The organism is Chryseobacterium culicis (assembly GCF_002979755.1).
Lineage (GTDB): Bacteria > Bacteroidota > Bacteroidia > Flavobacteriales > Weeksellaceae > Chryseobacterium > Chryseobacterium culicis_A.
On the sequence record NZ_PCPP01000003.1, the window covers coordinates 189,513 to 213,395 of the forward strand.

Below are 23,883 nucleotides of genomic sequence, written 5' to 3' on the forward strand. Positions count from 1 at the left end.
TGATGTAATTTTACTTAAATTTAGTGAAAATATTTTATTTAAATCCTTATATAAAAGTACTTTCCAACCATTTATATAAAAATTAACAGTGGATATTACCGAAACTTTACAAACAGCAGTTCATTCAAATAATTACTGGAAACATTCTGACTTCAGCTCTGTAATGGAGGTACTTTCATTTCATTATGACCTTCATATAGAAATGGATACAGAAAAAATTACGGCTCTGCACTTAGGAAATAAGCCCATCGGATATATCTGTTTGAATTATCCTCTGATTTTTATAGAGAATCAATATGCTTTACAAGTAAAAAATCTTCTTCATACATTTCATGATATAGAATACATTATGGTCAATACTCTATCTCATCCATATCTATCTGTAGATCCTGAGATTTATAATGCTTATTTTGATTTTATGGAAAACTTGAATGCTTTTTCTGCTGAAGATTTTTACTTTTACAATGTCGTTTAAAAAAACAAATGATGTTAATATTTTTATTAGCTAATGAAACCATATGCATATGCATTAACCTTAATTATAAGTGTCACGATTATTTTTATTTTAAGAATTTTTTATGCAGACACATCAGTCAATGTTTCACATAATTTAAACTTGTTTTCAGTATCTGAAATAAAACCTCAGGAAGCAAAAAGTTTTATTTACTTTTATTTAATGGTGACAATGTTAGTAAATTATCTTATTTTCCATAAGCATATACTCTTTAAGCTGGTGTATTGTTTATTAATTAGCATGAATATTTTACTGATCATTTCTTCATTAAAACAGTTTTAATAGATTTGATGAAAATACACTCAAAATTTAGAAAAAAAAGACAAATCAGTCAATTTAAATGATGAAGAAAGCCTTCAAATACTTAATCATAGGTACAATAAGTATATTATTTTTTGTTTATATATTTCTACCGTTTGCTTCCAATTATATTGGCTGGTATGGTTATAGTAAATGGAAATACAGAATAGGTACGGATAGCATACAAGAGTCCAAAAATAGACATGTTTTTGTAAAGCACCTGAATTATAAAATCATAGATTCTGCAGGTTTTAAAAATTTTCGTTTTATTCCTTATTTGGAAAAAGGATTTAAATTTGGCAAGCATTCATCAGAAGAAACCCAAATTATCCAAAACTCTTTATACCCATATAACATCTGCTATGAAAGGAATTTAAAGGACTCTATTGTTTTGCGTTTTACAGAAGATAGTGTGAAAAAATTAGACAGTTCAGATGTTGCTTGGGGATATTCAAAAACACCATATTTAAAAGATACTCTTACCATGATTATTGAAGGACCTCGTCAACCTACCGGATTAATAAAAATTTGGTAGGTAAAATTTCATATAATTTATCCATGAAACCATATGCATTAACCTTAATTATAAGTGTCACTATTATTTTTATTTTAAGATTTTTTTATCCTGACTCAATAATCAATCTTTCCCATAACGTAAACCTATTTTCAGTATCTGAAATAAAAGCTCAGGAAGTTAAAACCTTTGTTTATTTATATTTAGCCGGATTAGTATTTTTAAATTATCTTATCTTCCATAAGCGTATACTATTCAAGCTGATATATTGCTTGCTAATTGCTTTAAATATTTTACTGATCATTTCTTCATTAAAACAGTTTTAACAAAAAAAATCCCACCCAAAGCGGGCAGGATTTGTATTTAAAATTCAAGTCAAAAATTATTCCCACTCAATAGTTGCAGGTGGTTTGCTTGAAATATCGTAAGCTACTCTGTTGATTCCTCTTACTTCGTTGATGATTCTGCTGGAAACAGTATCCAAGAATTCGTAAGGAAGTCTGCTCCACGTTGCTGTCATAAAGTCGATGGTATTGGCAGAACGAACTACAGCTGTGTATTCGTAAGTTCTTTCGTCTCCCATTACTCCTACAGATTTTACCGGAAGAAGCACTACAAATGCCTGAGATACTTTTTCGTAAAGGTCATTTTTGTATAATTCTTCGATGAAAATATCATCAGCTTCCTGAAGGATTCTTACTTTTTCAGCATCTACAGCGCCCAATACTCTGATTCCTAATCCAGGACCTGGGAAAGGGTGTCTGTATACCATGTGGTGAGGAATACCTAATTCTTCTCCTACTCTTCTTACTTCGTCCTTGAAAAGCTCTCTTAGAGGCTCTAATAATTCGAACTCCATATCTTCAGGAAGTCCTCCAACGTTGTGGTGAGACTTGATTACTGCAGAGGGTCCGTTTACAGACTGGCTTTCGATAACATCCGGGTAAATAGTCCCTTGTGCAAGGAATTTAGCGCCTTCAATTTTGTGAGATTCTTCATCAAAAACATGGATAAATTCGTTTCCGATAATTTTTCTTTTTGCTTCAGGATCATCTACTCCGGCTAATTTAGTAAGGAATCTTTCCTGAGCATCTACCATTTTAATGTTCATATGGAAATGTTCTCCATACTGATCCATTACTTTTTTACCTTCATCTTTTCTCAATAATCCCGTATCTACGAAGATACAAGTCAACTGATCACCGATTGCTTTGTGGATCAAAACAGCGGCTACAGAAGAGTCTACTCCTCCTGAAAGACCAAGGATTACTTTGTTGTCTCCTACTTTCTCACGGATTTCCTCTACTGTTTTTTCGATATAGTTCGTCAGTTTCCAGTTTTTCTCTGAGTTACAGATTCCGAAAACAAAGTTTTCAAGCATTTTTCCTCCTTCTTCAGTATGAGAAACTTCAGGGTGGAACTGAACGCAGAAGATTTTTTGATCTTCATTAGAAATGGAAGCAATTACTCCTGATTTTGCGTTTAATTCAAAGCCTGCAGGCAATTCTCCTACTTCGTCAAAGTGGCTCATCCAAACAACAGAGTTCTGAGTCACTCCTTTTAATAAAGAGCTTTCTTTAACGATCTCAAGGTTGGCTTTACCATATTCGCCTTTTTCGCCTTTGTTTACTTTTCCTCCTAAAAGGTGAGCAGTCATCTGCATCCCATAACAGATTCCCAAAACAGGAACTCCTTGTTCGTATAATTCTTTTTCAACCAGGTGAGCATTTTCTGCATTCACAGAACTTGGTCCACCGGAAAGGATAATTCCTTTTGGCTGTTTTGCTAAAATATCTTGTAATGGTGTATTGTAAGGCAAGATTTCAGAATATACACCCATCTCACGGATTCTTCTTCCGATAAGTTGGTTGTACTGGGATCCGAAATCTAAAATAATAATACCGTTGTTCATTTTGAATTATGATTTATAAATTATAAATAATGAGGATTCTTTTGATTATTTAATTGTATTAGAGATTCACTGTACTTTTGTCATTCCGTAGGAATCTCAACAATAAGAGATATGGAAGGTTAGATTCCTACGGAATGACAAAGCCTGGATCATATCTGTTCATCAAAATATTCACTCAAAAACTGTTTCAGCAATTATTTAGGTTTGGGCTAAAGCCCAATTCTATCACTATTTACTATAATCAATCGGGCTAAAGCCCGATCCTATTGATGGAATATAAAACCTAAAAAAAATCTGCGGCTTATTGCTAAACCCTGTTGTTTATTCAAACGTTTTACAAAAAAAGACTTGGAACAGCTCCAAATCTTTTTTCGTGATTTTTATTAAAACTTTCCGATGTCTTCTCTGTAGAAGCCGTAATCGAAATGTACATGACCTGCATCTTCGTAAACTTTTTTGCGGGCATCTTCGTAGGTAGCTCCTGTAGCCACAATGTTCAGTACTCTACCGCCATTGGAAACCACTTTATCTCCTTTGCTAACTGCTCCGGCGTATAATAGTTTACTGTGTTTCAGCTTCTCTTCTCCTGTAATTTCGAAACCAATTTCGATGTTTCTCGGATAACCTCCAGAACACATTACAAGACAAACAGCTTTTTCATCTTTAAATTTAAGTTCAATGTCTTTTCCTTCCATACAGTCCTGGATCACATCAAGAAGATTGTTTTCCATCAATGCCATCAATACCTGAGTTTCAGGATCTCCGAATCTCATGTTGTATTCAAGAAGGTAAGCTCCGTTTTTCGTAACCATCAATCCGAAGAAGATGATTCCTTTAAATCCGAAACCTTCTGCTTTAAGACCTGTAATGGTAGGTTCTAAGATATTTTTCTCAAAATCTGCATAATGTTCCTGAGTAAATTCCGGGCTTGGTGCTACGGAACCCATACCTCCTGTATTGGGTCCTGTATCTCCGTTTCCGGCTTTTTTATAATCTTTTGCTGCTACACACGGGAATAGTTTCTCACCGTTAGAGAAAGCAATGATAGAAGCTTCAAAACCTTGTAAATATTCTTCAATAACTAAACGAATACCAGCATCTCCATAGATTCTTCTGATCATGAAATCATGGATGGTAGCTTCAGCTTCTTCAAGGGTGTCACAAATAACCACACCTTTACCACCAGCTAAACCACTGGCTTTGATTACCAAAGGATACTGCTGTGTCTGCACATATTCTTTAGCTTCGTTATATGAATCAAATACCACAGCTTTAGCTGTTTTGATATCATAGGTCTGCATAAATTTCTTAGAGAAAGCTTTACTTCCTTCCAGGCTTGCTACTTTTTGAGTAGGCCCGAAAACCTTAAGATCATGCTTTTTAAATTCGTCCTTGATACCCGCTACAAGAGGAGCTTCCGGACCTACGATCGTAAGATCAATCTTTTCTTTAATAGCGAAATCTCTAAGTTCTTTGATTTCTGATAAATGAACATTTTTCCCTATTACATCGGTAGTAGCATTCCCGTTGGCAAAAAACATTTTAGAAATTCTTGAGTCATTCTGAAGCTTTGCCGCTAAAGCAGATTCTCTACCGCCTTCACCTATGATTAATATTCTCATACTTTATTTATTATCTAGTCTTATTTTACAAATATATAATTTTGAATGCTAAAAATACAATCCCTAATTATTTTTTAATTCTATTTTAATTAGTGGAAAAAGTGTCTAACACCTGTAAACATCATTGGAATATTGTGCTCGTTTGCAGCCTCAATACTATCCTGGTCTTTTACACTTCCACCTGGCTGAATAATTGCCTTGATACCTTCCTGAGCGCAGAAATCTACTACATCACGGAAAGGGAAAAATGCATCTGAAGCCAGTACCAAATCTCCGGAGAATTTTTCTTTTGCTCTTTCGATAGCCTGCTGAGTCGCCCAGATTCTGTTTACCTGTCCGCCACCAATACCGAATGCCTGAATTCCGTTGGAAACTACAATTGCGTTTGACTTCACATATTTTACTACTCTCTGAGAGAAAAGTAATGCCTTTTTCTGCTCTTCTGTAGGCTGTACTTCTGTTACCACTTTGATATCATCCGAGAAGTGAAGGTCATTATCCTGAACCAAGATACCACCGTCTACTTTCACCCAAGTCTGTTTATCAGAAACAGGGTTTACGATTTTGATGATTCTCAGGTTTTTCTTTTTTCTTAAAATTTCAAGAGCTTCTTCATCAAATTCAGGAGCCATTACAATTTCAAGGAAAGTTTTGTTTAATTCTTCAGCTGTTGCTGCATCGATCTTATAGTTCATTGCAACAATTCCGCCAAAGATAGAAACCGGATCACATTCAAATGTTTTTTGATATGTCTCCAGTGCTGAAGTTCCAATAGCAACTCCACAAGGAGTAGAATGTTTTACCGCACAACAAGCCATTTCTTCTTTGAACTCAGTAACTACTTTCCAGCAAAGGTCCATATCACGAAGATTGTTGAAAGAAAGTTCTTTACCACCCAGCTGTTCAAAGTCTTTCATCGCTCCGTTCTCGAAAGTAGAAACGTAATAAGCAGCCGTCTGGTGAGGGTTTTCTCCGTATCTTAAGTCAGCAACTTTTTTATAAGAAGCATTCAGGTAAGTAGGATATTCCTCATCTAAAAGCATTCTTGAAATTGCGGCATCATATGCAGAGGTAAGGTTGAATACTTTTCCTGCCAGTTTTTTACGGGTTTCAATGTAAGTATCCCCGTTTTGCTCCATTTCGATTTTCACTGCTGCATAATCTTCAACATCAGTGATTACCGTTACAGAATCAAAATTTTTAGCTGCAGAACGAAGCATTGAAGGGCCTCCGATATCAATAAACTCTACTTTTTCATGTAAAGAAATGTCTTTGTTTACATTTTCAAAGAAAGGGTAAAGGTTTACGATTACCATGTCAATCAGACCAATTCCGTGTTCCTGAACGGTTTTCATGTGCTCTTCGTTGCTACGAACAGCCAACAATCCTCCGTGAACTTTTGGGTGTAAAGTTTTCACTCTTCCATCCAACATTTCAGGGAAATTGGTTACCTCATCAATCTGAATAGGATTTAAACCAGCGTCTTTCAAATGTTTGAACGTTCCTCCTGTAGAGATCAACTCATAATTCTGAGCTTCCAAAAACTGCGCGAATTCAATTAATCCACCTTTGTCAGAAACACTGATTAAAACTCTCTTTTTACTCATTTTACTTTCAATTTTTTACTTTTTACAGCTATTTCAAACTGTGTCCGGGTCTTTCACCTCCGAACTTACTTTTATTTTTACTTAGATTTCTTTTTATTAATGTAACAATGTATCAGTCTAGCAATGTAACAATACCTTTAACATTGGTAAACTGGTAAATCGTTAGATTGTTACATTATTTATTTCCCAGGACCTTATTGATCGCTATAGGAAATATCTCATATTCAATCTGGTGGACTTTCTGAGCCAGTGTTTCAGGAGTATCATCAGCAGTCACTTCAAAAGACTTCTGAAGAATAGGTTCTCCCTCATCAATGCCCGGCGTTACAAAATGTACAGTCGCCCCACTCTCTACTTCTTTAGCTTCAATCACAGCGTTATGAACATGATGTCCCCACATTCCTTTTCCTCCAAATTTCGGAAGTAATGCCGGATGAATGTTGATAATTTTTCCGTTCCAGTTTTCACAAAACTCAGGTTTCAGAATGGATAAAAACCCTGCCAATACGATTAAATCTGTATTTTCCGGGATGATTTTACCCAATTCGCTGCTGAAGTTTTTTCCTCTCGGAATCAGAACGTTTTCTATGTTATGATTTTTTGCTCTTTCCAATCCGAAACATTCTCTGTCGGCAATCACTAAAGATACTTTTGCATTCTGGATTTCTCCATTATCAATGGTATCAATGATTCTCTGCAGATTGGTTCCTGAACCGGATACAAGCACAACGATGTTCTTCATATTTTTTTGGCAGCTTTGTCAAGGTGTAGAACCTTGACAAGGCTTTGAATATTGTTAACTAGCCCCGATTGCAGCGACATCCTTTTTTGTGGCGGCCGCAGCGAAGCGGAGGCCGTAACAAAAAAGATACAGCGGAAAGCGGGAGTAAGCTCCTAAAATTTTAAATCTATCTTTTCACTTCCTTCTGTGATTTCTCCGATTTCGTAAGCATCATCTAAAAGGTGTAATACTTTTTCAGCATGTTCAGCATCTACAACGATTACCATCCCTACACCCATATTGAATGTTCCGTACATTTCCTCACGGGCTACTCCACCTCTTTTTTCCAACTCAAGCATTACACTAGGAATTCTGATTTTTGATTCGTCAATAGAAGCACAAAGTCCTTCAGGAATAATTCTTGGAACGTTTTCGTAAAGACCACCTCCTGTAATGTGAGCAATTCCGCTTACTTTTACTTCTTCCAATACTTTATGAATATCTTTATAGTATAATCTTGTAGGAACAAGAAGTGTTTCATATAAAGGTTTTCCTTCAAACTCTTCTTCAAAGTTCGGGAATACTTTTCTTACTAAAGAGAATCCGTTTGAGTGGAATCCTGAGCTTGGCAATGCAATAATTTTGTTACCTGCTTTAATGGTAGAACCGTCAATGATCTGGTCTTTTTCTACGATTCCTACACAGAATCCGGCAACATCATAATCTCCAGGCTGGTACATTCCCGGCATTTCAGCAGTTTCTCCACCAATCAGTGCACAGTTGTTATCCTTACAAGCTTCCACCATTCCTAAAACGATTTCTGCAGCGATTTCTGAATCAAGCTTTCCACAAGCCAGATAATCTAAGAAGAATAAAGGTTTTGCTCCGTGGCAAAGAATATCATTGGCACACATTGCGAAGCAATCTACCCCGATAGAATCATATTTTTTGGTATCTAAAGCTACTTTCAGCTTTGTTCCTACTCCATCTGTTCCTGATACAAGAACCGGATTTTTATATCCACCGATTTCATAGAAAGCACCAAAACTTCCCAAATGATTCAATACATTGGAATTGTGGGTTTCACCGACCGCTTTTTTGATCTTGTCAACCGTTTTGTATCCTTCTTCTTTGTCTACTCCTGCTGATTTGTAAGTGTTGCTCATGTCTGCTTAGATTTTTAGATTTCAGATTTCAGATTTCATACTATTTATGATCTAGTAACGGCTTCTGGAGTCTTCTTATCTTTTAATATTTCAATTACTTTTATACTCGATTTTAGAAAACAAAAAAGCCGACAATCTTTTCAGATTATCGGCCGTTATTTTATCTCAGAATTTCAGAGCCCACAACTTTCCCTTTATGAGAAAAACATTGTTTATAGGAGGTCTGAATTTTCATCTCTTTTCTTTTTGCAAAAATAGTAATTTTAAATGAATATTCAAATTCTATTTTTCAAGGATGGTTTCAATGGCCGCAATCTTCTTTATTTTTTCTTTCAACTCATTGATTTTCTCTTCATTAGAAATCTGCCGAGTTGTTTTATCAAAGTTATCATTAAAGAAAGGAAGTGAAAAAGTTTCCACCACATTTCCTCCATGGAAAGGAAAACGCTTTGATGCAGCATCTAAAACTCCTGCTCCACCTCTACCTCCGGGAGATGTAGACATCAATAACATGGGTACTTCATTCCAAACTGTTCTGTCTTTGATTCTTGATACCCAGTCGAACACATTTTTGAATGCTGTAGAGTAGGTTCCATTGTGTTCTGCCAAAGCTACAAGCAATACATTCGCACCATCAATTTTAGCTGCAAAATCATGAGCTTCCTGAGGAACTCCACCTGCTAATTCTCTTTCATGTTTATAGATTGGCATTTCGAAAGGATTCAGATCCACTACTTCTACTTCTGCATTTTCAAATAATGTTGATGCATAGGCTACCAACTGTTTGTTCATTGAAACGTCTGAGTTACTTCCTGCTATTGCTAAAATTTTCATATGTGAGGTTTATTTTTAAGATTACAAATTTAGTTTTTTATTTAAGATAAGACGGCAGTTCCATTGGAACTTCCATTAATAATACTTCGGTATCTTCCACAGCTTCGATATTAAAACTCTGAGTATCCCAGATTCCTAATCCGTCTCTTTCATTCAGAACGCGGTCTCCTATTTTCGCACTTCCTTTCAACACAAATGCATAGACTCCGTTTCCTTTTTTGTTCAGCATATAATTTTTACCGTTTCCTTTTTTAAAGTTGGCCAGATTAAACCATGCATCCTGATGAATCCAAACTCCGTCATCATTTTTATTTGGAGATAAAATCTGTTGAAATCCATTGATTTTTTCACCTTCTTTGATGCTTTTCTGATCATATCGTGGTTCAACATTCTGTTCTTTTGGAAAAACCCAGATCTGAAGGAATTTCACTTCCTCATCTTTATTTTTATTGTATTCGCTGTGCATGACACCGGTTCCTGCGCTCATCACCTGAATTTCTCCTTTTCTGATCACTGCTGTAGTTCCCATTGAATCTTTATGTTCCAGATCTCCTTCCAAAGGAATTGAAATAATTTCCATATCCCTGTGTGGATGTGTCCCAAAGCCCATTCCCTGAGAAACGGTGTCATCATTCAACACTCTTAAAACTCCAAAGTTCGTTCTGTCTCTGTTTTGATAATTGGCAAAACTGAATGTATGGTAAGAATTTAGCCATCCGTGGTTGGCATGACCTCTTGAATCTGCTTTATGATATACTGTTTTCATTTTCTGTGATTATTTATGGTACAAATGTACGGGATGTGGGTATTTTAAAAGTTGATGTAGGTTAAGAAAGGACGTTTTATGGGATAAAAAGGTGGAGGAGGTGAAAATATCGGATAGGTGGATTACGCAAAGACGCAATTTCTTTATTTTCTATATGCTTTAGGACGCAAGGATTTCATCTGCGATAAAATTTCATATTGGACATCTTTTCTTACGGAGATTTTACAGATTAAACCAATTGTATGAATAAGCGCAAACATCTGTGTTATTTGTGAAATCTGCGGGAGACTATGATATTCTGAACCTCAAAAAACAATAAGTATATAAAGGATAGATTTTAAGTTTTGGCTAAAGCCAATGAAAGACATCCATAGAAAAGCGGGCTAAAGCCCGCTCCTATTGAATTTGTTGTTCTTATTTTTTAAAAAGAATTGTAGTATAGTCTGTATTATAAATTCTTGTTTCTATATTGAGTTTATTTAAAAGCATTTCGGCTTCAAGTCTTATATTTTTCCACGTTTCATGATGATCTAAAAAGTCCCAGTCCCAAATTTCCACAGGAATATCATCTACTTTCTTTTTAAAATTCAGAAGGTCTTCCTTAAAAGATTCGTCAATGAGTTTATTTCTGAAAATGGTATTAAATAAAACAGGGATAAATGCATAATCAAGTTCTTCATACAGTTCAGCCAGTGGATCTATTAAAATGGGAGCCATCTCATCCAATTGGTCTACATTATAGGTATAAAGAATCAGTGAATTGATCATATAAGTATAATAGAGATGTACATGCTTATCGTATTCAAGTAACTCTTCCTGAGTGAAGCCGTTATCTTCTAAATTTTCAGCAACATCTTTAATTTCAGTAACATCTTCATTTTCAGTCTTATCCTTTTGTTTTATAGACGAAAAAAACTTATTCAAAAAATTAAGCTTCATGATAAACAATTTTGGTTAAAAAAAAATTACAAAAAAAAGATAGGTTTTGGCTAAACCCAATCAATAAATACTTAAAGAGAAAACGGGCTAAAGCCCGCTCCTATTGATTTTTATGATATTATTAAATTTCAAAAACATCACATTACTAATTTCTAACCTCTAACTTCTGTTTCTAATTTAAAAATGCACCTGCTTGATTTCCTCTTCAATTTCTTTAGGGGTTTCATCTTCAGATTTAACAAAAATCATGGTTACTACAGCTCCTATCAGCATACAAATTCCTCCCACAACCACATAATCCATCGCCTGTTTTCCGAAAATACCACTCACCACAGGACCTCCAAATAATCCATTAATAATTTGTGGAATAACAATAAAGAAATTAAATATTCCCATATAAACTCCCATTTTTCTTTGTGGAATTACTTCAATAAGCATTGCATAAGGCATCGCCAGAATACTTGCCCAGGCAAAACCTAATCCGATCATGGAGATCCATAGATTATTCACATCCTTAATAAAATACATTGAAACAAGTCCCAACCCTCCACACAATAAAGCTAAAGCATGGGTTTGTTTTTTACCAATCAGTTTAGCAATGGGTGTCAACAGAAAAGCAAATGGGATTGCCCAAAGGTTATACATTCCGAATAGTTTTCCGGTAAGATCTCCTGCATCATTAAATGCCTTGGAATGGGTATCTTCCGGGGAAAGTCCAAAATGATGGGTTGCCAGAGCGCTGGTGGTGAAAACCCACATGGTAAACAAGGCAAACCATGAGAAAAACTGAACAATTCCCAACTTTTTCATCTGTGCAGGAATCGCAGCAAAATCTTTAAAAATATCTGAAAACTTAGATTCCTGCTTATCAACTTCTTTTCCATCTTCAAAATCAGCAAATTCCTGTGGGGAATATTCTCTGGTTGTCATGATGGTATATAGAATTGATATGATCAGCAGTCCTGCACCTATATAAAAGGAGTAAATCACGTTATCTGCTACAAATCCTGCCGGTGCTTCATTGGAAATTCCCATTTTTGTCAGCCAGTCCGGCAGATAAGAACCCAATACCGCTCCAATTCCAATCAGAATGGTCTGTACTGAGAATCCTATTGTTCCCTGATGTTTCGGGAGCATATCTCCTACTAGCGCTCTGAAAGGTTCCATGGCAATATTCACCGATGCATCCATCATCGCAAGAAATATTACGGCTAATAAAAGGGCATTGGCGGCAAACATCTGGGTAACGGAAGCTGCATTAGGAAGTAAAACCAACCCTATTGCACACAAAACAGCTCCAATCAGGAAATAAGGTTTCCTTCTTCCCAGCGGACTCCAGGTATTGTCACCCATATGGCCGATAATAGGCTGAACAATCAGCCCTGTAACAGGAGCAACCAGCCAAAACCAGGATAATTCATGTACATCAGCTCCTAAATTTCCAAGAATACGGCTTGCATTTCCATTCTGTAATCCGAACGCCATTTGAATTCCAAGGAATCCCATACTCATATTAATAATCTGGAGCATGGATAAGTTTGGCTTTTTTCTTTTTCCAAATACCTCAGTATCATGTTTCCCCATCATTATTGCCATTATGACTTCAGTTTTTGGATTAATGCATCTTCGATAGGGGCTTTTTCAGTCACCACTTTATCTACCACCTCATTAGGAACTGTCACAGAAAGAACATATTGTTTAACCTTCCAGTCTCCGTTAATTTTCTCTACCACTCCGGAACCTCTGCAAATTTTCATTTGAGTATCCAATAATTCATCAAACCATGCCAGTTTTCCATCTTTGCTGAAATAAATATTTCTTTTAAGTGCTTTAAAATTCCAGGTTTTCTTTTTATCGAAATAAGGTTTTGCCCAGACCATAAATGCTTTTTTATCCCAGATTTCGGTAGCATCTGTTCCGATGAAGGTAGATTCATCTGCAAATAGATTAAAATAAGCGTTGTAATCTGCTTTTGCGGCAGCTGCGTTGAATGCATCAAGCATGGTACTTATTTCCGATTTTTCTTTCTCAAATCCGGTCTTCGACTGTGCGGTAAATGAAGAAAATCCCAGTAAAAAAAGGATTAATGTATAAGCAGTCGTTAGTTTTTTCATAGGTAATTATTATTTTTCTAGTTCAATAATCAATGGTGTTTTCGCAGGAATATTCATGCTGTTTTGTAATAAAATATCTTTTCCTGAAATAATGTCTTTTCCTTTTGTAAATCCATTAAGTGATTCTGCAAACCGTTTCAGATCTAACGTCTGATCTTTTTCATTATTGTTGATCACTACCATTACACTTTCTTTTTCATTATATCTGAAATACACAAAAATGCCATCCTGAGGAACGAAATTTTTAGTTTTCCCGGTATGAATCACCTCTTTACCCTTTCTCCAGTTCAGAAGTTTCTGTGTAAAATGGAAAAATTCTTTTTGCTCCGGGGTTTGAGAGGATGGATTGAAAGCATTTTGTTTATCAGACTTCCAGCCTCCGGGAAAATCTCTGCGAATATCGGCATCGCCACCTTCTTTTTTATCTCCTCTCATTCCTATTTCTGATCCGTAATAGATCTGTGGAATTCCTCTTACTGTGGAGATCATAGCAAGTCCTATTTTATAAGCATCCGGACTTGCATTGAAGATTTCATTCCATCTTTCGGTATCATGATTTTCAAAGAAAACCAAAAGGTTATTGATATCCGGATAAAGGAAATCGCTGGTAAAAGAGTCGTAAATACGGATCATTCCTTTATCCCAGCCTTCTTTTTCTTTAAGCGCTTTCGGCATATTTTCAAAGAGCATAAAATCCATTACCGAGGGTAAATTTGAATTGTATCCTTCTATCTCTCCTATTTTAGAATTTTTCTGCCAAGCTGCAATTTGTGCAGCGGTGTAAAGCCAGGTTTCTCCTACAATATTGAATTTAGGATATTCATCAGTGATCGCCTTAGCCCATTTTGCAATAGCCTCTTTATCATTGTAAGGATAAGTATCTACACGAAATCCTCCCAGTTCAGCATATTCAATCCACCAGATTGCATTTTGGATTAAATACTTCAGGACTAATGGATTTTTTTGGTTGATATCAGGCATGGTAGTATCAAACCATCCGTCCAGTGCATATTTTTTATCAATGTCTGAAGCATTGGTATCAAATTGCGTTGTCGTTTTATAATTAGAACGTTTAAATCCTTTTTCTCCTTCATCAAACCAGTGTATCCAGTCTTTGGAAGGAAGATCTTTAATCATCCAGTGTGAGCCTCCCCAGTGATTGGTCACATAATCCATCACCAGCTTCATATTTCGTTTATTCAGCTCCTGAGATAGATTTTTATAGTCTTCATTCGTTCCGTAACGGCCATCTATTTTATACAGATCGGTTTGGGCATAGCCATGATAGGAATACACTTTTTCGTTGTCTTCATTCACAGGAGTAAGCCAGACAGCAGTAGCTCCCAGATTCTGAATATAATCAAGGTTGTTAAGGATTCCACGGAGATCTCCACCATGTCTGCCATTGGGCAGGCTGCGATCTGCTTTTTCAGTCAGTTCCGGTTTTGAATCATTCTTCTCATCCCCATTGGCAAAGCGATCCGGCATGATCAGATACATGAAGTCTTTTGAAGTAAAAGACTCGCGGTTTGCAGATCCCGGATTTCTTTGTTTCAGTTCATAGAGGTATGAGCCAACATTCTTTTTACCTTTTTTAATATTGATGGTAAACTTCGGAACGTTTATTTCGTTGGTATTGACTGTAATAAAAACATAATTGGGATTATCCACTTTCCGGATATCTTTGATCTGAATTCCATCTGAAAGCGTGATCTCATTATTCCCCACTTCTTTTCCGTAAACAAGAATCTGAAGCTCAGGGTTTTTCATCCCTTTCCACCAGAAAGCCGGCTCTACTCTTTCCAGATTTTTCTGGGAAAAAGCAATGGAAGCTATCGAAAGGGCGAATGCTGCATATATTGTCTTCATATTAGTGTTCAATTTAGCATTAAATTTTCATATATACGTTCAAAAATGCAAGAGAAAGTCTCTTTTTTGATCTTCATTCATGCAAAATTTCAAGATTAAATATCCTTATTTTAATTTTTATAAAGAATAATTAACTTTTTCACAAAAAATTCATGTGAAAAATTAACTTTTCATGCTTTTTATCTTTAGTTTTATAGAAAAAATGTTGGATTTCAGCAATATATTTAAAACGGAAGGACCGGATGTTGTTTACACATGGACAATTCCTGTGTTTGCTACGATTATTTTCTTAGAAATGGCCTACAGCCACTTTAATAAAGAGAAAATTTATGAAACTAAAGATGTAGCAACAAACGTTCTTTTTGCTTTGCTTAATTATGGACTAGACATCATCATGAAAGGTTTTTCGTTATTTGTTATGATGTTTTTTTACCAGCATCGTCTTTTCGACTGGCAGGAGGGAATATGGTATTGGATTGCAGTATTCCTTGCTCAGGATTTCGCCTATTATGTTCATCATTATGTAGATCATCATTCCAGAGTTTTCTGGGCAGTACATATTACGCACCATAATTCTGATTATTTCAATATCAGTACGGGATTCAGAAGTCCTGTATTTCAGCCATTATACAGGTATTTATTTTTCTCTCCATTAGCTTTTATGGGTTTCCATCCATGGCATATTCTGGTAGCCTACTCTTCTATACAGATCTACGGCACATTTGTACACACCCAATCGATTAAAAGTATGGGATTTTTAGAATACATTCTGGTTACCCCTTCCCATCACAGGGTACACCATGCCTGCAACATCAAATATCTGGATCGCAATATGGGAATGGGACTGATTATCTGGGATAAAATTTTCGGAACTTTTGAAAAAGAAGACCCTGAAGTTCCTGTGAAATATGGGGTTTATCCTAAAATAAAATCCAAAGATCCTGCAACGATGCTTTTCTATGAATGGAGAAGAATAGGAAAAGACATCAGACAGCCGGGAATTTCCTTTAGAAACCGGATAAAATATCTTTTTTATTCACCGGGATGGAGACATGATGGCACTGGAAAAACCGTGAAACAGTATCAGAAAGAATATAAAGAGAAAATGAAAACCGGAACTCCTCTAAACGTAAAAGAACAGATTTCAGAATCTGAAAATCAATATTCCCAACTCATTCAGCAGACAGAGGATAAATAAAAAATACCCCGGAACATTAGAAATTAATGAACCGGGGCACCTTAGTGTATCTTTAAAATTATTTTACTGGTTTAATTGAAACTGCGAAACCACCGCTTCTTACCATTTTAAAATTAATTTTTGATTTGCTTGTAATCTCTTTTTTATAGATGTTATAGCTTTGAGGATTATCAATATAATCAGCATCTTTTCCATCTTCATAGATGGTTGCCTCATATTTTTTTCCTTTGTCTAAGAAAGAGAAATCTACTGTGTATTCACGTTTGTTTTCATCGGTAATACCTCCTACAAACCAGTTTTCAGTACCTTTTGCTTTTCTTGCTGTAACCACATAATCACCAGGTTCTGCTGATAAAATTTTGGTATCATCCCAATCTGCTGCCACATCCTTGATAAACTGGAATGCATCCATATGCTTTTTGTAGTTTTCAGGAAGATCTGCAGCCATCTGAAGCGGCATGTACATTGTTACATAAAGAGCCAGCTGTTTTACCAGCGTAGTTTTCACAAAACGGTTATCTCCAGGGAAATAGTAGTCTAGCTTCGTCTGGAAAATTCCCGGTGTGTAGTCCATAGAACCTCCCATCCATCTTGTAAACGGAAGAACCGTCTGGTGATCAGGTTTATTTCCTCCGAATGCTTCATACTCTGTTCCACGGGCTGCTTCTGCAGAGATATAGTTCGGGTAAGTACGGCTTTCTCCTGTAGGACGTACAGATTCATGAGAATTAACCATGATTTTATAGTCATTTGCTTTTTCTGCAATTCTATAGTAGTGGTTGATAGTCCATTGAGAATAGTGATGTTCTCCTCTAGGAATAATATCTCCTACATATCCGGTTTTCACAGCATCATATCCATATTTGTTCATCGTTTGGAATGCTTTGTCTGCCCATCTTTCGTAGTTCGTTGCAGAACCTGAAGTTTCATGGTGCATGATCAGTTTAATTCCTTTTGAATGCGCATATTCATTCAACATTTTGATGTCAAAATCCGGGTAAGGAGTAATAAAATCGAAAACAAATTCTTTTGAGTGTCCGAACCAGTCTTCCCAACCTACATTCCAACCTTCAATCAATAATCCCTGGAAACCATTTTCTGCAGCAAAGTCAATATATTCTTTAACTTTTGTATTGTTGGCTGCATGTTTTCCGTTGGGAGTCAACTTCGCAAAATCAGTCTTCCCTAAATGAACATTTTCAGCAGTAGAATAAGCCCATTGTGATTTTCCGATAATCATTTCCCACCAAACTCCCATGTATTTTGTAGGGTGAATGTAAGAGGTATCCGTATATTTTGTAGGCTCGTTAAGGTTAAAGATCATTTTAGAATCCATAACCTGCTCTGCTTTCGGAGCTACAATAATGGTTCTCCATGGGGTTACTGACGGAGTCTGAATATATCCTTTCGCTCCTTGTCTGTCGGCAGTTAAATGCGTTTTGAATTTAAAATTCTGTGCATCTACTTCCAGATGTGAAGCCGGATAATCCAGCACTGCTGCTTCTGCAACGTTGATATACAAAGGTTCTTTTCCTTCTTTTTTAAGCATTAAAGGAGACTGAACTGCATTTTTCACCAAAGACTGGGAAGCATTGGCATCAAAAGCTTTATCCCATTTTGCCGGAATTTCAGAAACTTTAGTTTCCTGATACTGATATTCCTGAGAGTCATAATCTGCTACCATCCACCAAGCCTTCATATCGGTAGGGAAATCAATTTCAGAATCTTCTTCTCTGATTACGAAATAATTAAGGTTCTTTTGCTGCGGGAATTCATATCGGAACCCTAAACCATCATTAAACAATCTGAATTTCACTACAATACTTCTGTCTGTAGAAGCCTGATTCAGGGTCACTGCCAGTTCATTATAATGGTTGATATAATTTTTCTTTTCTCCTAAAACCGGTTGCCAGGTTTCATTTTTGGAGTCTCTTTTTTCATCTGTCTTTGCAAAACCGTTGTTCAGATCGTATTTTGCATCTTCTGGTTTGGCAATCTCAGAAGCGAATTTTATGGCTGTGTCTTTAAATAATCTCAATCCCAATTTAGAATCTTCAACTACTACTGCACCGTTGTACTTCAGGTTATAGTAAGGAACTCCTTCCTTCAGCTGAAAATTCATTTCGAACTTCCCGTCCGGAGATTTTAAAGATTGGGCTTTCACACCTGTAAACATCATTGAGAGCAAAAGTGCTCCAACTGTAATTTTCTTCATAATGACTATTTATTAACTTAAAAAATAGATAAAGTGCCGCGGTAAAGCAGCACTTTGCTTTATTCTAGTTTGATTTACAATTTTGTAATGGTTAACTTATAATATGCTGAATTGTGCAAATCAAGTTCAATTTTATAATTTCCTGCCTGTGAAACTTTATAGGCAGGATCTCCTGTTACCGTGTTCTCTGCACTTAAATAAGACTGAACAGCAGTTCCGGAAACCAGAGTCTGATCTGCATCTTTTGGCTGGAATTTCATTGCCCAATCATCATTGGCTCTGAATTTAAATACTCCTGTACTTGATAATGCAATAGAATTAATCACAAAAGTTTTGGTTGCAGGATTATATACAAAATCGGTATCTGATCCCCATCCCGTAGGCGTTGCATCACCAATAACTCCGAAGTTTGCCAACACGGAAGAATAAGTATTTGCTGCCCAATTTACCTTAATGTAATAAGCTCCTACTGCAGGTGCTTTTACGTTTGCTCCATCTAGTTTCAATTTTCCGGTATTGGTTCCATCGTCTCCTTTATTTCCAGGCCAATCCTCGTTGATAGAGAATTTATATTTACCATCCTCATCACCAGAAACAGTGTTGATCCAGATAAACCCTCTGTATTCATCATTTTTTCCTGGAGAAAACAAGTTCGGTGAATTAGCAGGAGTCCAGTTTGCATATCCTGCTGCTCCGGCATAACTACCCGGAACATTAATTTTAGGATATACCAAATCTGGATTTGGAGTATAAGGAGTTACTTTAAGTGCAATGACATTGGAATAAAAAACTGCTGATCCTACAGAAGTCTTTAATCTTACCTCGATATCATTTACAACATCCGGTGTAGCTCCAATAGCAAACATAGCGGCATTCATTGCTGCATGAGTAACAGAGCCTGAAGTCATATCATTGGAAAAGTCAACAGTAGCACTTTTCTTGAAACTGTTCCCTTTGATTCCGAATTCTACTTTCTGATTAGGAACTACGGCAATATTAAATGTTGGCTTTGTCCATGTAAAACTGATTACTGCAGTATTGGCATTAAGCTCATTCAGGACAATTGCACTTTTATCGGCAGCTATTTTACCTGCAGATGTTTCATTAATAATGGCCTGATCCTCGTCTTTTTCACAGGAAAAAACTAAAAGTCCGGTAAAAACCAGGGCTAATATTTTGAATAGATTTTTCATTTTTAACAGGATTTTAAATTAATATCCAGGATTCTGAATCAGATTAGGATTTGCTACAATATCTTTAGCAGGAATCGGGAAAAGATTTCTGTAGTTTTCTACCGCTTTACCATCTTTTACATTTCCTTTCCATGGCCATAGATAATCTCCCGTTGTATACTTGTTGAAACGGATAAGATCACTTCTTCTGGTCATTTCCCAAGATAATTCTCTTCCTCTCTCATCTAAAATAAAGTTAAGATTGATAGAAGATACATCTCCACTTGTATTTCCATAAGCACGTTCTCTCAACTGGTTAATATAACCGATTGCTGTAGCCTGGTTTCCGCCAGCTCCTCCTCTCAATACAGCTTCAGCATACATCAGATAGATATCCGCTAAACGGTATAATGGGATATCGGCTTCAACCCAGTTGGTATGAGCTCCAACAGATCCGTTACTTTTAACATTTTTAAATTTGATAAAAGCATAACCATCTGTAAATGAACCCAAATCATTAATTTCCAAATTCTGTCCCGAAGTAAAGAATCTTCCTCTTTTATCACTTCCATTCGTTGGAAACAGGCCTACAAATGCTTTTGTAGTTCTTAAACCACTCCATCCACCATTCACTCCAAAATCAGCAGCTTTCATATCTCCGCCTATTGCAGCATGTACCAGATAAGTAGTTCCTCCATTAGTCTGTGTATTGATTCCGTCAAAATTGACACTTAAAATCTGCTCAGGATTGTTGATATTATTATCCGCAAGGAATAAATCGTCATATTTTGGTTTTAAAGAATATCCTGCTGCAATTACTTTGTTACAGTATGTGATACAGTCTGTATTTCTTTGAGTTCCTGTATAAACTTCAGCATTTAAGTATAATTTTGCCAATAATGACCATACGGCTGCTTTATCGGCTCTTCCGTATTCATTGGTTTTAGGATCTTTTAGTTCTCCTGCTACAGCAAGTAATTCAGATTCAATATAATTAAATAATGCTTTTCTCTCTATTCTTTGTGGCGGATTGATAGAACCTGGTAAATAGGATTCATCTACAAAAGGAACATTTCCGAACATATCTATGGCATGGAAATACGACTGCGCTCTCAGGAAACGGGCTTCCGCTCTCATTAATTTTGCCTGGGCAAGATTATCTCCTGTAATATTATTGGAAGCCAATTTTTCATCTGTTACGTTTCTTAGAAATTCATTACAAAACGCAATTTCTGTATATACTCTATAGTACATCGCAGCGATGAACTCGTTGGAAGCATCCCAGGTCATTTTATGAAGGGTATGAAGGTTTCCGTCATTCCATCCAATCACAGCTTCATCGGTTGTGACAACGTTCAGGGTGTACATTAATCTGGTATATTGGGAAAAACCACCATTAATTCCATTAATATCACTATCCGGCTGATCACCATCTCCACTTACCTGACCTCCCATAGCAAGTCCTCCGTAAAGTTTTGCCAGAACATTTTTGTAATTGGCAAAATCTTTATAAATACTGGCTGAAGTAACATCTGTGATAGGTTCTCTTTCGAGATCTTTCACACAAGAAGCTGCTGTCAATAAAAATACTGCCGAAAGAGGCAATACTATATTTTTAAGTTTAATTCTATTTAGTTTCATTGAATTCTTATTTAAAATTGGAAGTTAAGACCTAAAGAGTAAATTTTAGGCATTTGATAGTAACCGTTATCTATTCCGCCAAAAACTTCAGGGTCTACGCCTGAGTATTTAGTGATCACAAAAACATTCTGAGCCATCGCATATATTTTCAGATTGCTTCCTTTCGAGAAAATTTCCCCGAAATTGTATCCTACATTGATATTATCCAGTCTCAGGAATGAAGCATTCTCAACATAAATATCAGACTTGTACTGTGGAACCGCGAATTGATACTGAGGTGCAGTAGAGAATACGTTTTGAAGATATTCGTTTGTAGATGCTGATTGCAGTGAACTATTGGAAGCAGCATTATTATAGACATAATTTCCTAATACAGCTCTTGCGCTTAATGCAAAATCCCAGTTCTTATGAGATACTTTGGTAGAGAAACCTAAAATGGCATCAGGGGTAGTAGATTTGTAATAATACATATCTTTTGTATTGATTGCTCCATCTCCGTTTCTGTCTACAAAGGCTCCATCAACAGGTTTTCCATTGTTATCATACACCTGTTGGTATACCCAGAATGAATTAGGTGCATATCCTACTGCATGAGCCTGAATTCTGTTCCCTGAACCTCCTTCAATACCTCCTACTTCCATATTAAATGATGCATCAGCTCTATCTTTAAGCTTAGTGACAACCGGTTTATAGTGAGTAGCATTAAAGCTTACTTCCCAGGTTGTATTTTGATTTTTAACCGGAATTACGGTAATACTTCCCTCAATCCCTTCATTTTTCATATCACCAACGTTCTGCCAGCTTGCATTGCTTAAGCCTCCTGCAGGTTCGTCAGCATATACCAAAAGGTCTTTGGTATCTTTTCTGAAGACATCTATTGATCCTGTAATTCTGTTTTTATTAAAACCAAAATCTAATCCTAAGTTCTTGGTAGTAGTTGTTTCCCAGGTAAGATTCGGGTTATAGTTAGCAGGTCTGAACATAAAATAGAATTCATTTCCAAACTGATATCCTGCTCCCTGATAACTTGGATTGTACGCGGCAAAGGCCGGGTAATTGTTTGGCTTGTTACCATTAAGTGCAGGTAATTCCTGCTGACCTGTTTTACCCCATCCTGCTCTCAGCTTTAATGTACTGATGGAAGATATATTTTTGATGAAGTTTTCTTCATTAAGCTTCCATGCCAAGGAAACTCCCGGGAAAACACCCCATACATTATCTCTGGTTCCGTTAAAGAATCTTGAAGAACCATCTTTACGAACTGATCCTGAAATAACATATTTATTATCTATGGTAAAAATGGCTCTTCCATAGAATGAAATCAATGTATTTTGAGTTTCAAAGTTCAAGTCTTGTGAATTGATCCCTGTTCCTCTATACGTTACAGCTCCGGGAAGTAAAATATTAAAATCCTGATAAGCATAACCCGCTGTAATATCCACCCCCGTTTTGATGGCACTGATATTTTTCACATAGTTAAAGTAGGTTTCCAAAAGCTTATTTTTCTTTTCCATAGAATAGAAATTCGAGCTTCCTTTATCTTCGAAACCTGGTCTCAGGCGGGCATCTTTAAATTTATGTCCGTCACTTTTGGTATAATCATATCCGGCGTTCACATTGAAATGCAGGTCCGGAAGAAAGTGAAACTTATAATCTAACTGAATATTCCCCAATCCTCTGAGTACAGAAGACACATCTCTAATCCCATTAATCAGTCCAAGCGGGTTGGAGTTGGCGTTTACATTATATCCTGTTGCAGATCCGGAATCCAGCCATTCATAATAACCGCCATAATTAGAGTTTCCTGAATATACCGGTTGAGTAGGATCAAAATAAGTAGCGGACTTAATTACTCCTCCGTCTACAAATCTGTTATCGGTAAATGTTCCTTTTGCGTTTACATTTACTGATAGATGGTTATCAAAGAATTTAGGATTTAAGTTCAAACCTACGGAAGTTCTGCGGAAAGAGTTTGATTTTACGATACCGTTCTGCTCATTATAACCTAATGATAAGCGGTATGGCAGACCTTTAATACCTCCTGAAAGGGCTACGTTATTATCTGTACCCCATGCTGCCTGGTAAATTTGATCCTGCCAGTCTGTATTGGCATTTCCAAGTTTTGTTTTATACCCTGCAGGTGCATAAGTATTAACAAAATCTCTGAACTCCTGAGCATTTAATACATCTACTTTACCCATTTTAGTAGAAACGGAAGTCACTGTGGAGAAATTCACTTTGAACTTCCCTGCTGTTCCTTTCTTAGTGGTAATGAGAATAACCCCATTCGAAGCTCTGTTACCATAGATGGCAGTTGCAGAAGCATCTTTCAGGATATCAAATGTTTCAATATCATTAGGGTTAATTAAAGATAGAGGATCAGAAACACCATTCATTCCCACGAAATCCTGAGGAACACCATCAATGACGATCAACGGAGAGTTTTCTCCACTTAAAGAAGAAGTACCTCTGATTCTGATTTTTGTTCCGGAACCTGGCGCTCCACTGTTATTGGTAATCTGTACCCCTGGAGTTTTCCCCTGGATCAGCTGCCCGGCGGAAGTAGCTCCCCCGTTGAAGTCTTTAGCAGTGACGGAAGTTATGGAACCGGTAAGGTCAGATTTTTTCTGTTTTCCATATCCGATCAAAACCACTTCTTCAATTTTCTTCTCCTGAGGAAGAGAATCCGTTTTCTGCGCATGCATTACTGTACTTGCCAGTAAAAAAGCAGGTGCGATTTTTAATACTGTTGCAAAATTCTTCACAATCTTATTTTTTT

At 36.4% G+C, this 23,883-nt stretch carries 18 protein-coding genes; 3 read left to right on the top strand and 15 right to left on the bottom strand.

Going from position 1 to position 23,883, the window contains the following annotated elements; genetic code table 11:
- Positions 1 to 88 precede the first annotated feature (88 nt).
- Positions 89 to 475, top strand: coding sequence for a hypothetical protein (locus CQ022_RS17415; protein ID WP_105683584.1), 387 nt, complete (start codon positions 89 to 91; stop codon positions 473 to 475).
- A gap of 379 nt (positions 476 to 854) precedes the next feature.
- A complete protein-coding gene (locus tag CQ022_RS17420) occupies positions 855 to 1,349 on the top strand; it encodes a hypothetical protein (protein WP_105683585.1) in 495 nt (164 codons plus the stop codon).
- A 361-nt stretch (positions 1,350 to 1,710) separates the two neighbouring features.
- On the opposite strand, the gene guaA is transcribed toward CQ022_RS17420, so the two are convergent.
- From guaA to CQ022_RS17475, 11 genes are all read right to left on the bottom strand, one after another.
- Positions 1,711 to 3,240 (bottom strand): glutamine-hydrolyzing GMP synthase, encoded by a 1,530-nt coding sequence (gene guaA, locus CQ022_RS17425; RefSeq protein WP_105683586.1) that lies wholly within the window; start codon positions 3,238 to 3,240, stop codon positions 1,711 to 1,713.
- A gap of 383 nt (positions 3,241 to 3,623) precedes the next feature.
- Entirely contained in the window at positions 3,624 to 4,862 is a 1,239-nt protein-coding gene (gene purD / locus CQ022_RS17430) for a phosphoribosylamine--glycine ligase (RefSeq protein WP_105683587.1), read from the bottom strand.
- An 89-nt stretch (positions 4,863 to 4,951) separates the two neighbouring features.
- Positions 4,952 to 6,469, bottom strand: a complete 1,518-nt coding sequence (purH, locus tag CQ022_RS17435) for a bifunctional phosphoribosylaminoimidazolecarboxamide formyltransferase/IMP cyclohydrolase (protein ID WP_105683588.1) — start codon at positions 6,467 to 6,469, stop codon at positions 4,952 to 4,954.
- A gap of 175 nt (positions 6,470 to 6,644) precedes the next feature.
- A complete protein-coding gene (gene purN, locus CQ022_RS17440) occupies positions 6,645 to 7,211 on the bottom strand; it encodes a phosphoribosylglycinamide formyltransferase (protein WP_105683589.1) in 567 nt (188 codons plus the stop codon).
- A 152-nt stretch (positions 7,212 to 7,363) separates the two neighbouring features.
- Positions 7,364 to 8,356 carry a phosphoribosylformylglycinamidine cyclo-ligase gene (gene purM / locus CQ022_RS17445; protein WP_105683590.1) on the bottom strand — a complete coding sequence of 331 codons (993 nt, stop codon included), beginning with the start codon at positions 8,354 to 8,356 and terminating at the stop codon, positions 7,364 to 7,366.
- A gap of 282 nt (positions 8,357 to 8,638) precedes the next feature.
- Positions 8,639 to 9,190, bottom strand: a complete 552-nt coding sequence (locus CQ022_RS17450; RefSeq protein WP_105683591.1) for an NADPH-dependent FMN reductase — start codon at positions 9,188 to 9,190, stop codon at positions 8,639 to 8,641.
- 37 nt (positions 9,191 to 9,227) lie between these two features.
- Positions 9,228 to 9,956: a pirin family protein gene (locus CQ022_RS17455; protein WP_034696330.1), complete on the bottom strand. Its 729-nt coding sequence runs from the start codon at positions 9,954 to 9,956 to the stop codon at positions 9,228 to 9,230.
- 414 nt (positions 9,957 to 10,370) lie between these two features.
- Positions 10,371 to 10,895 carry a hypothetical protein gene (locus tag CQ022_RS17460; RefSeq protein WP_105683592.1) on the bottom strand — a complete coding sequence of 175 codons (525 nt, stop codon included), beginning with the start codon at positions 10,893 to 10,895 and terminating at the stop codon, positions 10,371 to 10,373.
- Positions 10,896 to 11,072: 177 nt separating this feature from the next.
- A complete protein-coding gene (locus tag CQ022_RS17465; RefSeq protein ID WP_105683593.1) occupies positions 11,073 to 12,491 on the bottom strand; it encodes an MFS transporter in 1,419 nt (472 codons plus the stop codon).
- Positions 12,491 to 13,009 carry a nuclear transport factor 2 family protein gene (locus tag CQ022_RS17470; RefSeq protein WP_105683594.1) on the bottom strand — a complete coding sequence of 173 codons (519 nt, stop codon included), beginning with the start codon at positions 13,007 to 13,009 and terminating at the stop codon, positions 12,491 to 12,493. Before CQ022_RS17470 ends, CQ022_RS17465 begins: the two co-directional genes overlap by 1 nt.
- A 9-nt stretch (positions 13,010 to 13,018) precedes the next feature.
- The gene (locus tag CQ022_RS17475; RefSeq protein WP_105683595.1) at positions 13,019 to 14,878 is read right to left on the bottom strand and encodes a glycoside hydrolase family 13 protein; all 1,860 of its coding nucleotides are present in this window, start codon (positions 14,876 to 14,878) and stop codon (positions 13,019 to 13,021) included.
- Positions 14,879 to 15,080: 202 nt separating this feature from the next.
- Here CQ022_RS17475 and CQ022_RS17480 point away from each other — a divergent pair, with 202 nt between their 5' ends.
- Positions 15,081 to 16,076: a sterol desaturase family protein gene (locus CQ022_RS17480; RefSeq protein ID WP_105683596.1), complete on the top strand. Its 996-nt coding sequence runs from the start codon at positions 15,081 to 15,083 to the stop codon at positions 16,074 to 16,076.
- A gap of 58 nt (positions 16,077 to 16,134) precedes the next feature.
- Here CQ022_RS17480 and CQ022_RS17485 read toward each other — a convergent pair whose 3' ends face one another.
- From CQ022_RS17485 to CQ022_RS17500, 4 genes are all read right to left on the bottom strand, one after another.
- Positions 16,135 to 18,291, bottom strand: a complete 2,157-nt coding sequence (locus CQ022_RS17485; protein ID WP_105683597.1) for a glycoside hydrolase family 97 protein — start codon at positions 18,289 to 18,291, stop codon at positions 16,135 to 16,137.
- Positions 18,292 to 18,365: 74 nt separating this feature from the next.
- Positions 18,366 to 19,484 carry a SusE domain-containing protein gene (locus CQ022_RS17490; RefSeq protein ID WP_105683598.1) on the bottom strand — a complete coding sequence of 373 codons (1,119 nt, stop codon included), beginning with the start codon at positions 19,482 to 19,484 and terminating at the stop codon, positions 18,366 to 18,368.
- An 18-nt stretch (positions 19,485 to 19,502) separates the two neighbouring features.
- Positions 19,503 to 21,104: a RagB/SusD family nutrient uptake outer membrane protein gene (locus tag CQ022_RS17495; RefSeq protein WP_105683599.1), complete on the bottom strand. Its 1,602-nt coding sequence runs from the start codon at positions 21,102 to 21,104 to the stop codon at positions 19,503 to 19,505.
- Positions 21,105 to 21,115: 11 nt separating this feature from the next.
- Positions 21,116 to 23,869 carry a SusC/RagA family TonB-linked outer membrane protein gene (locus CQ022_RS17500; protein WP_105683600.1) on the bottom strand — a complete coding sequence of 918 codons (2,754 nt, stop codon included), beginning with the start codon at positions 23,867 to 23,869 and terminating at the stop codon, positions 21,116 to 21,118.
- Positions 23,870 to 23,883 lie beyond the last annotated feature (14 nt).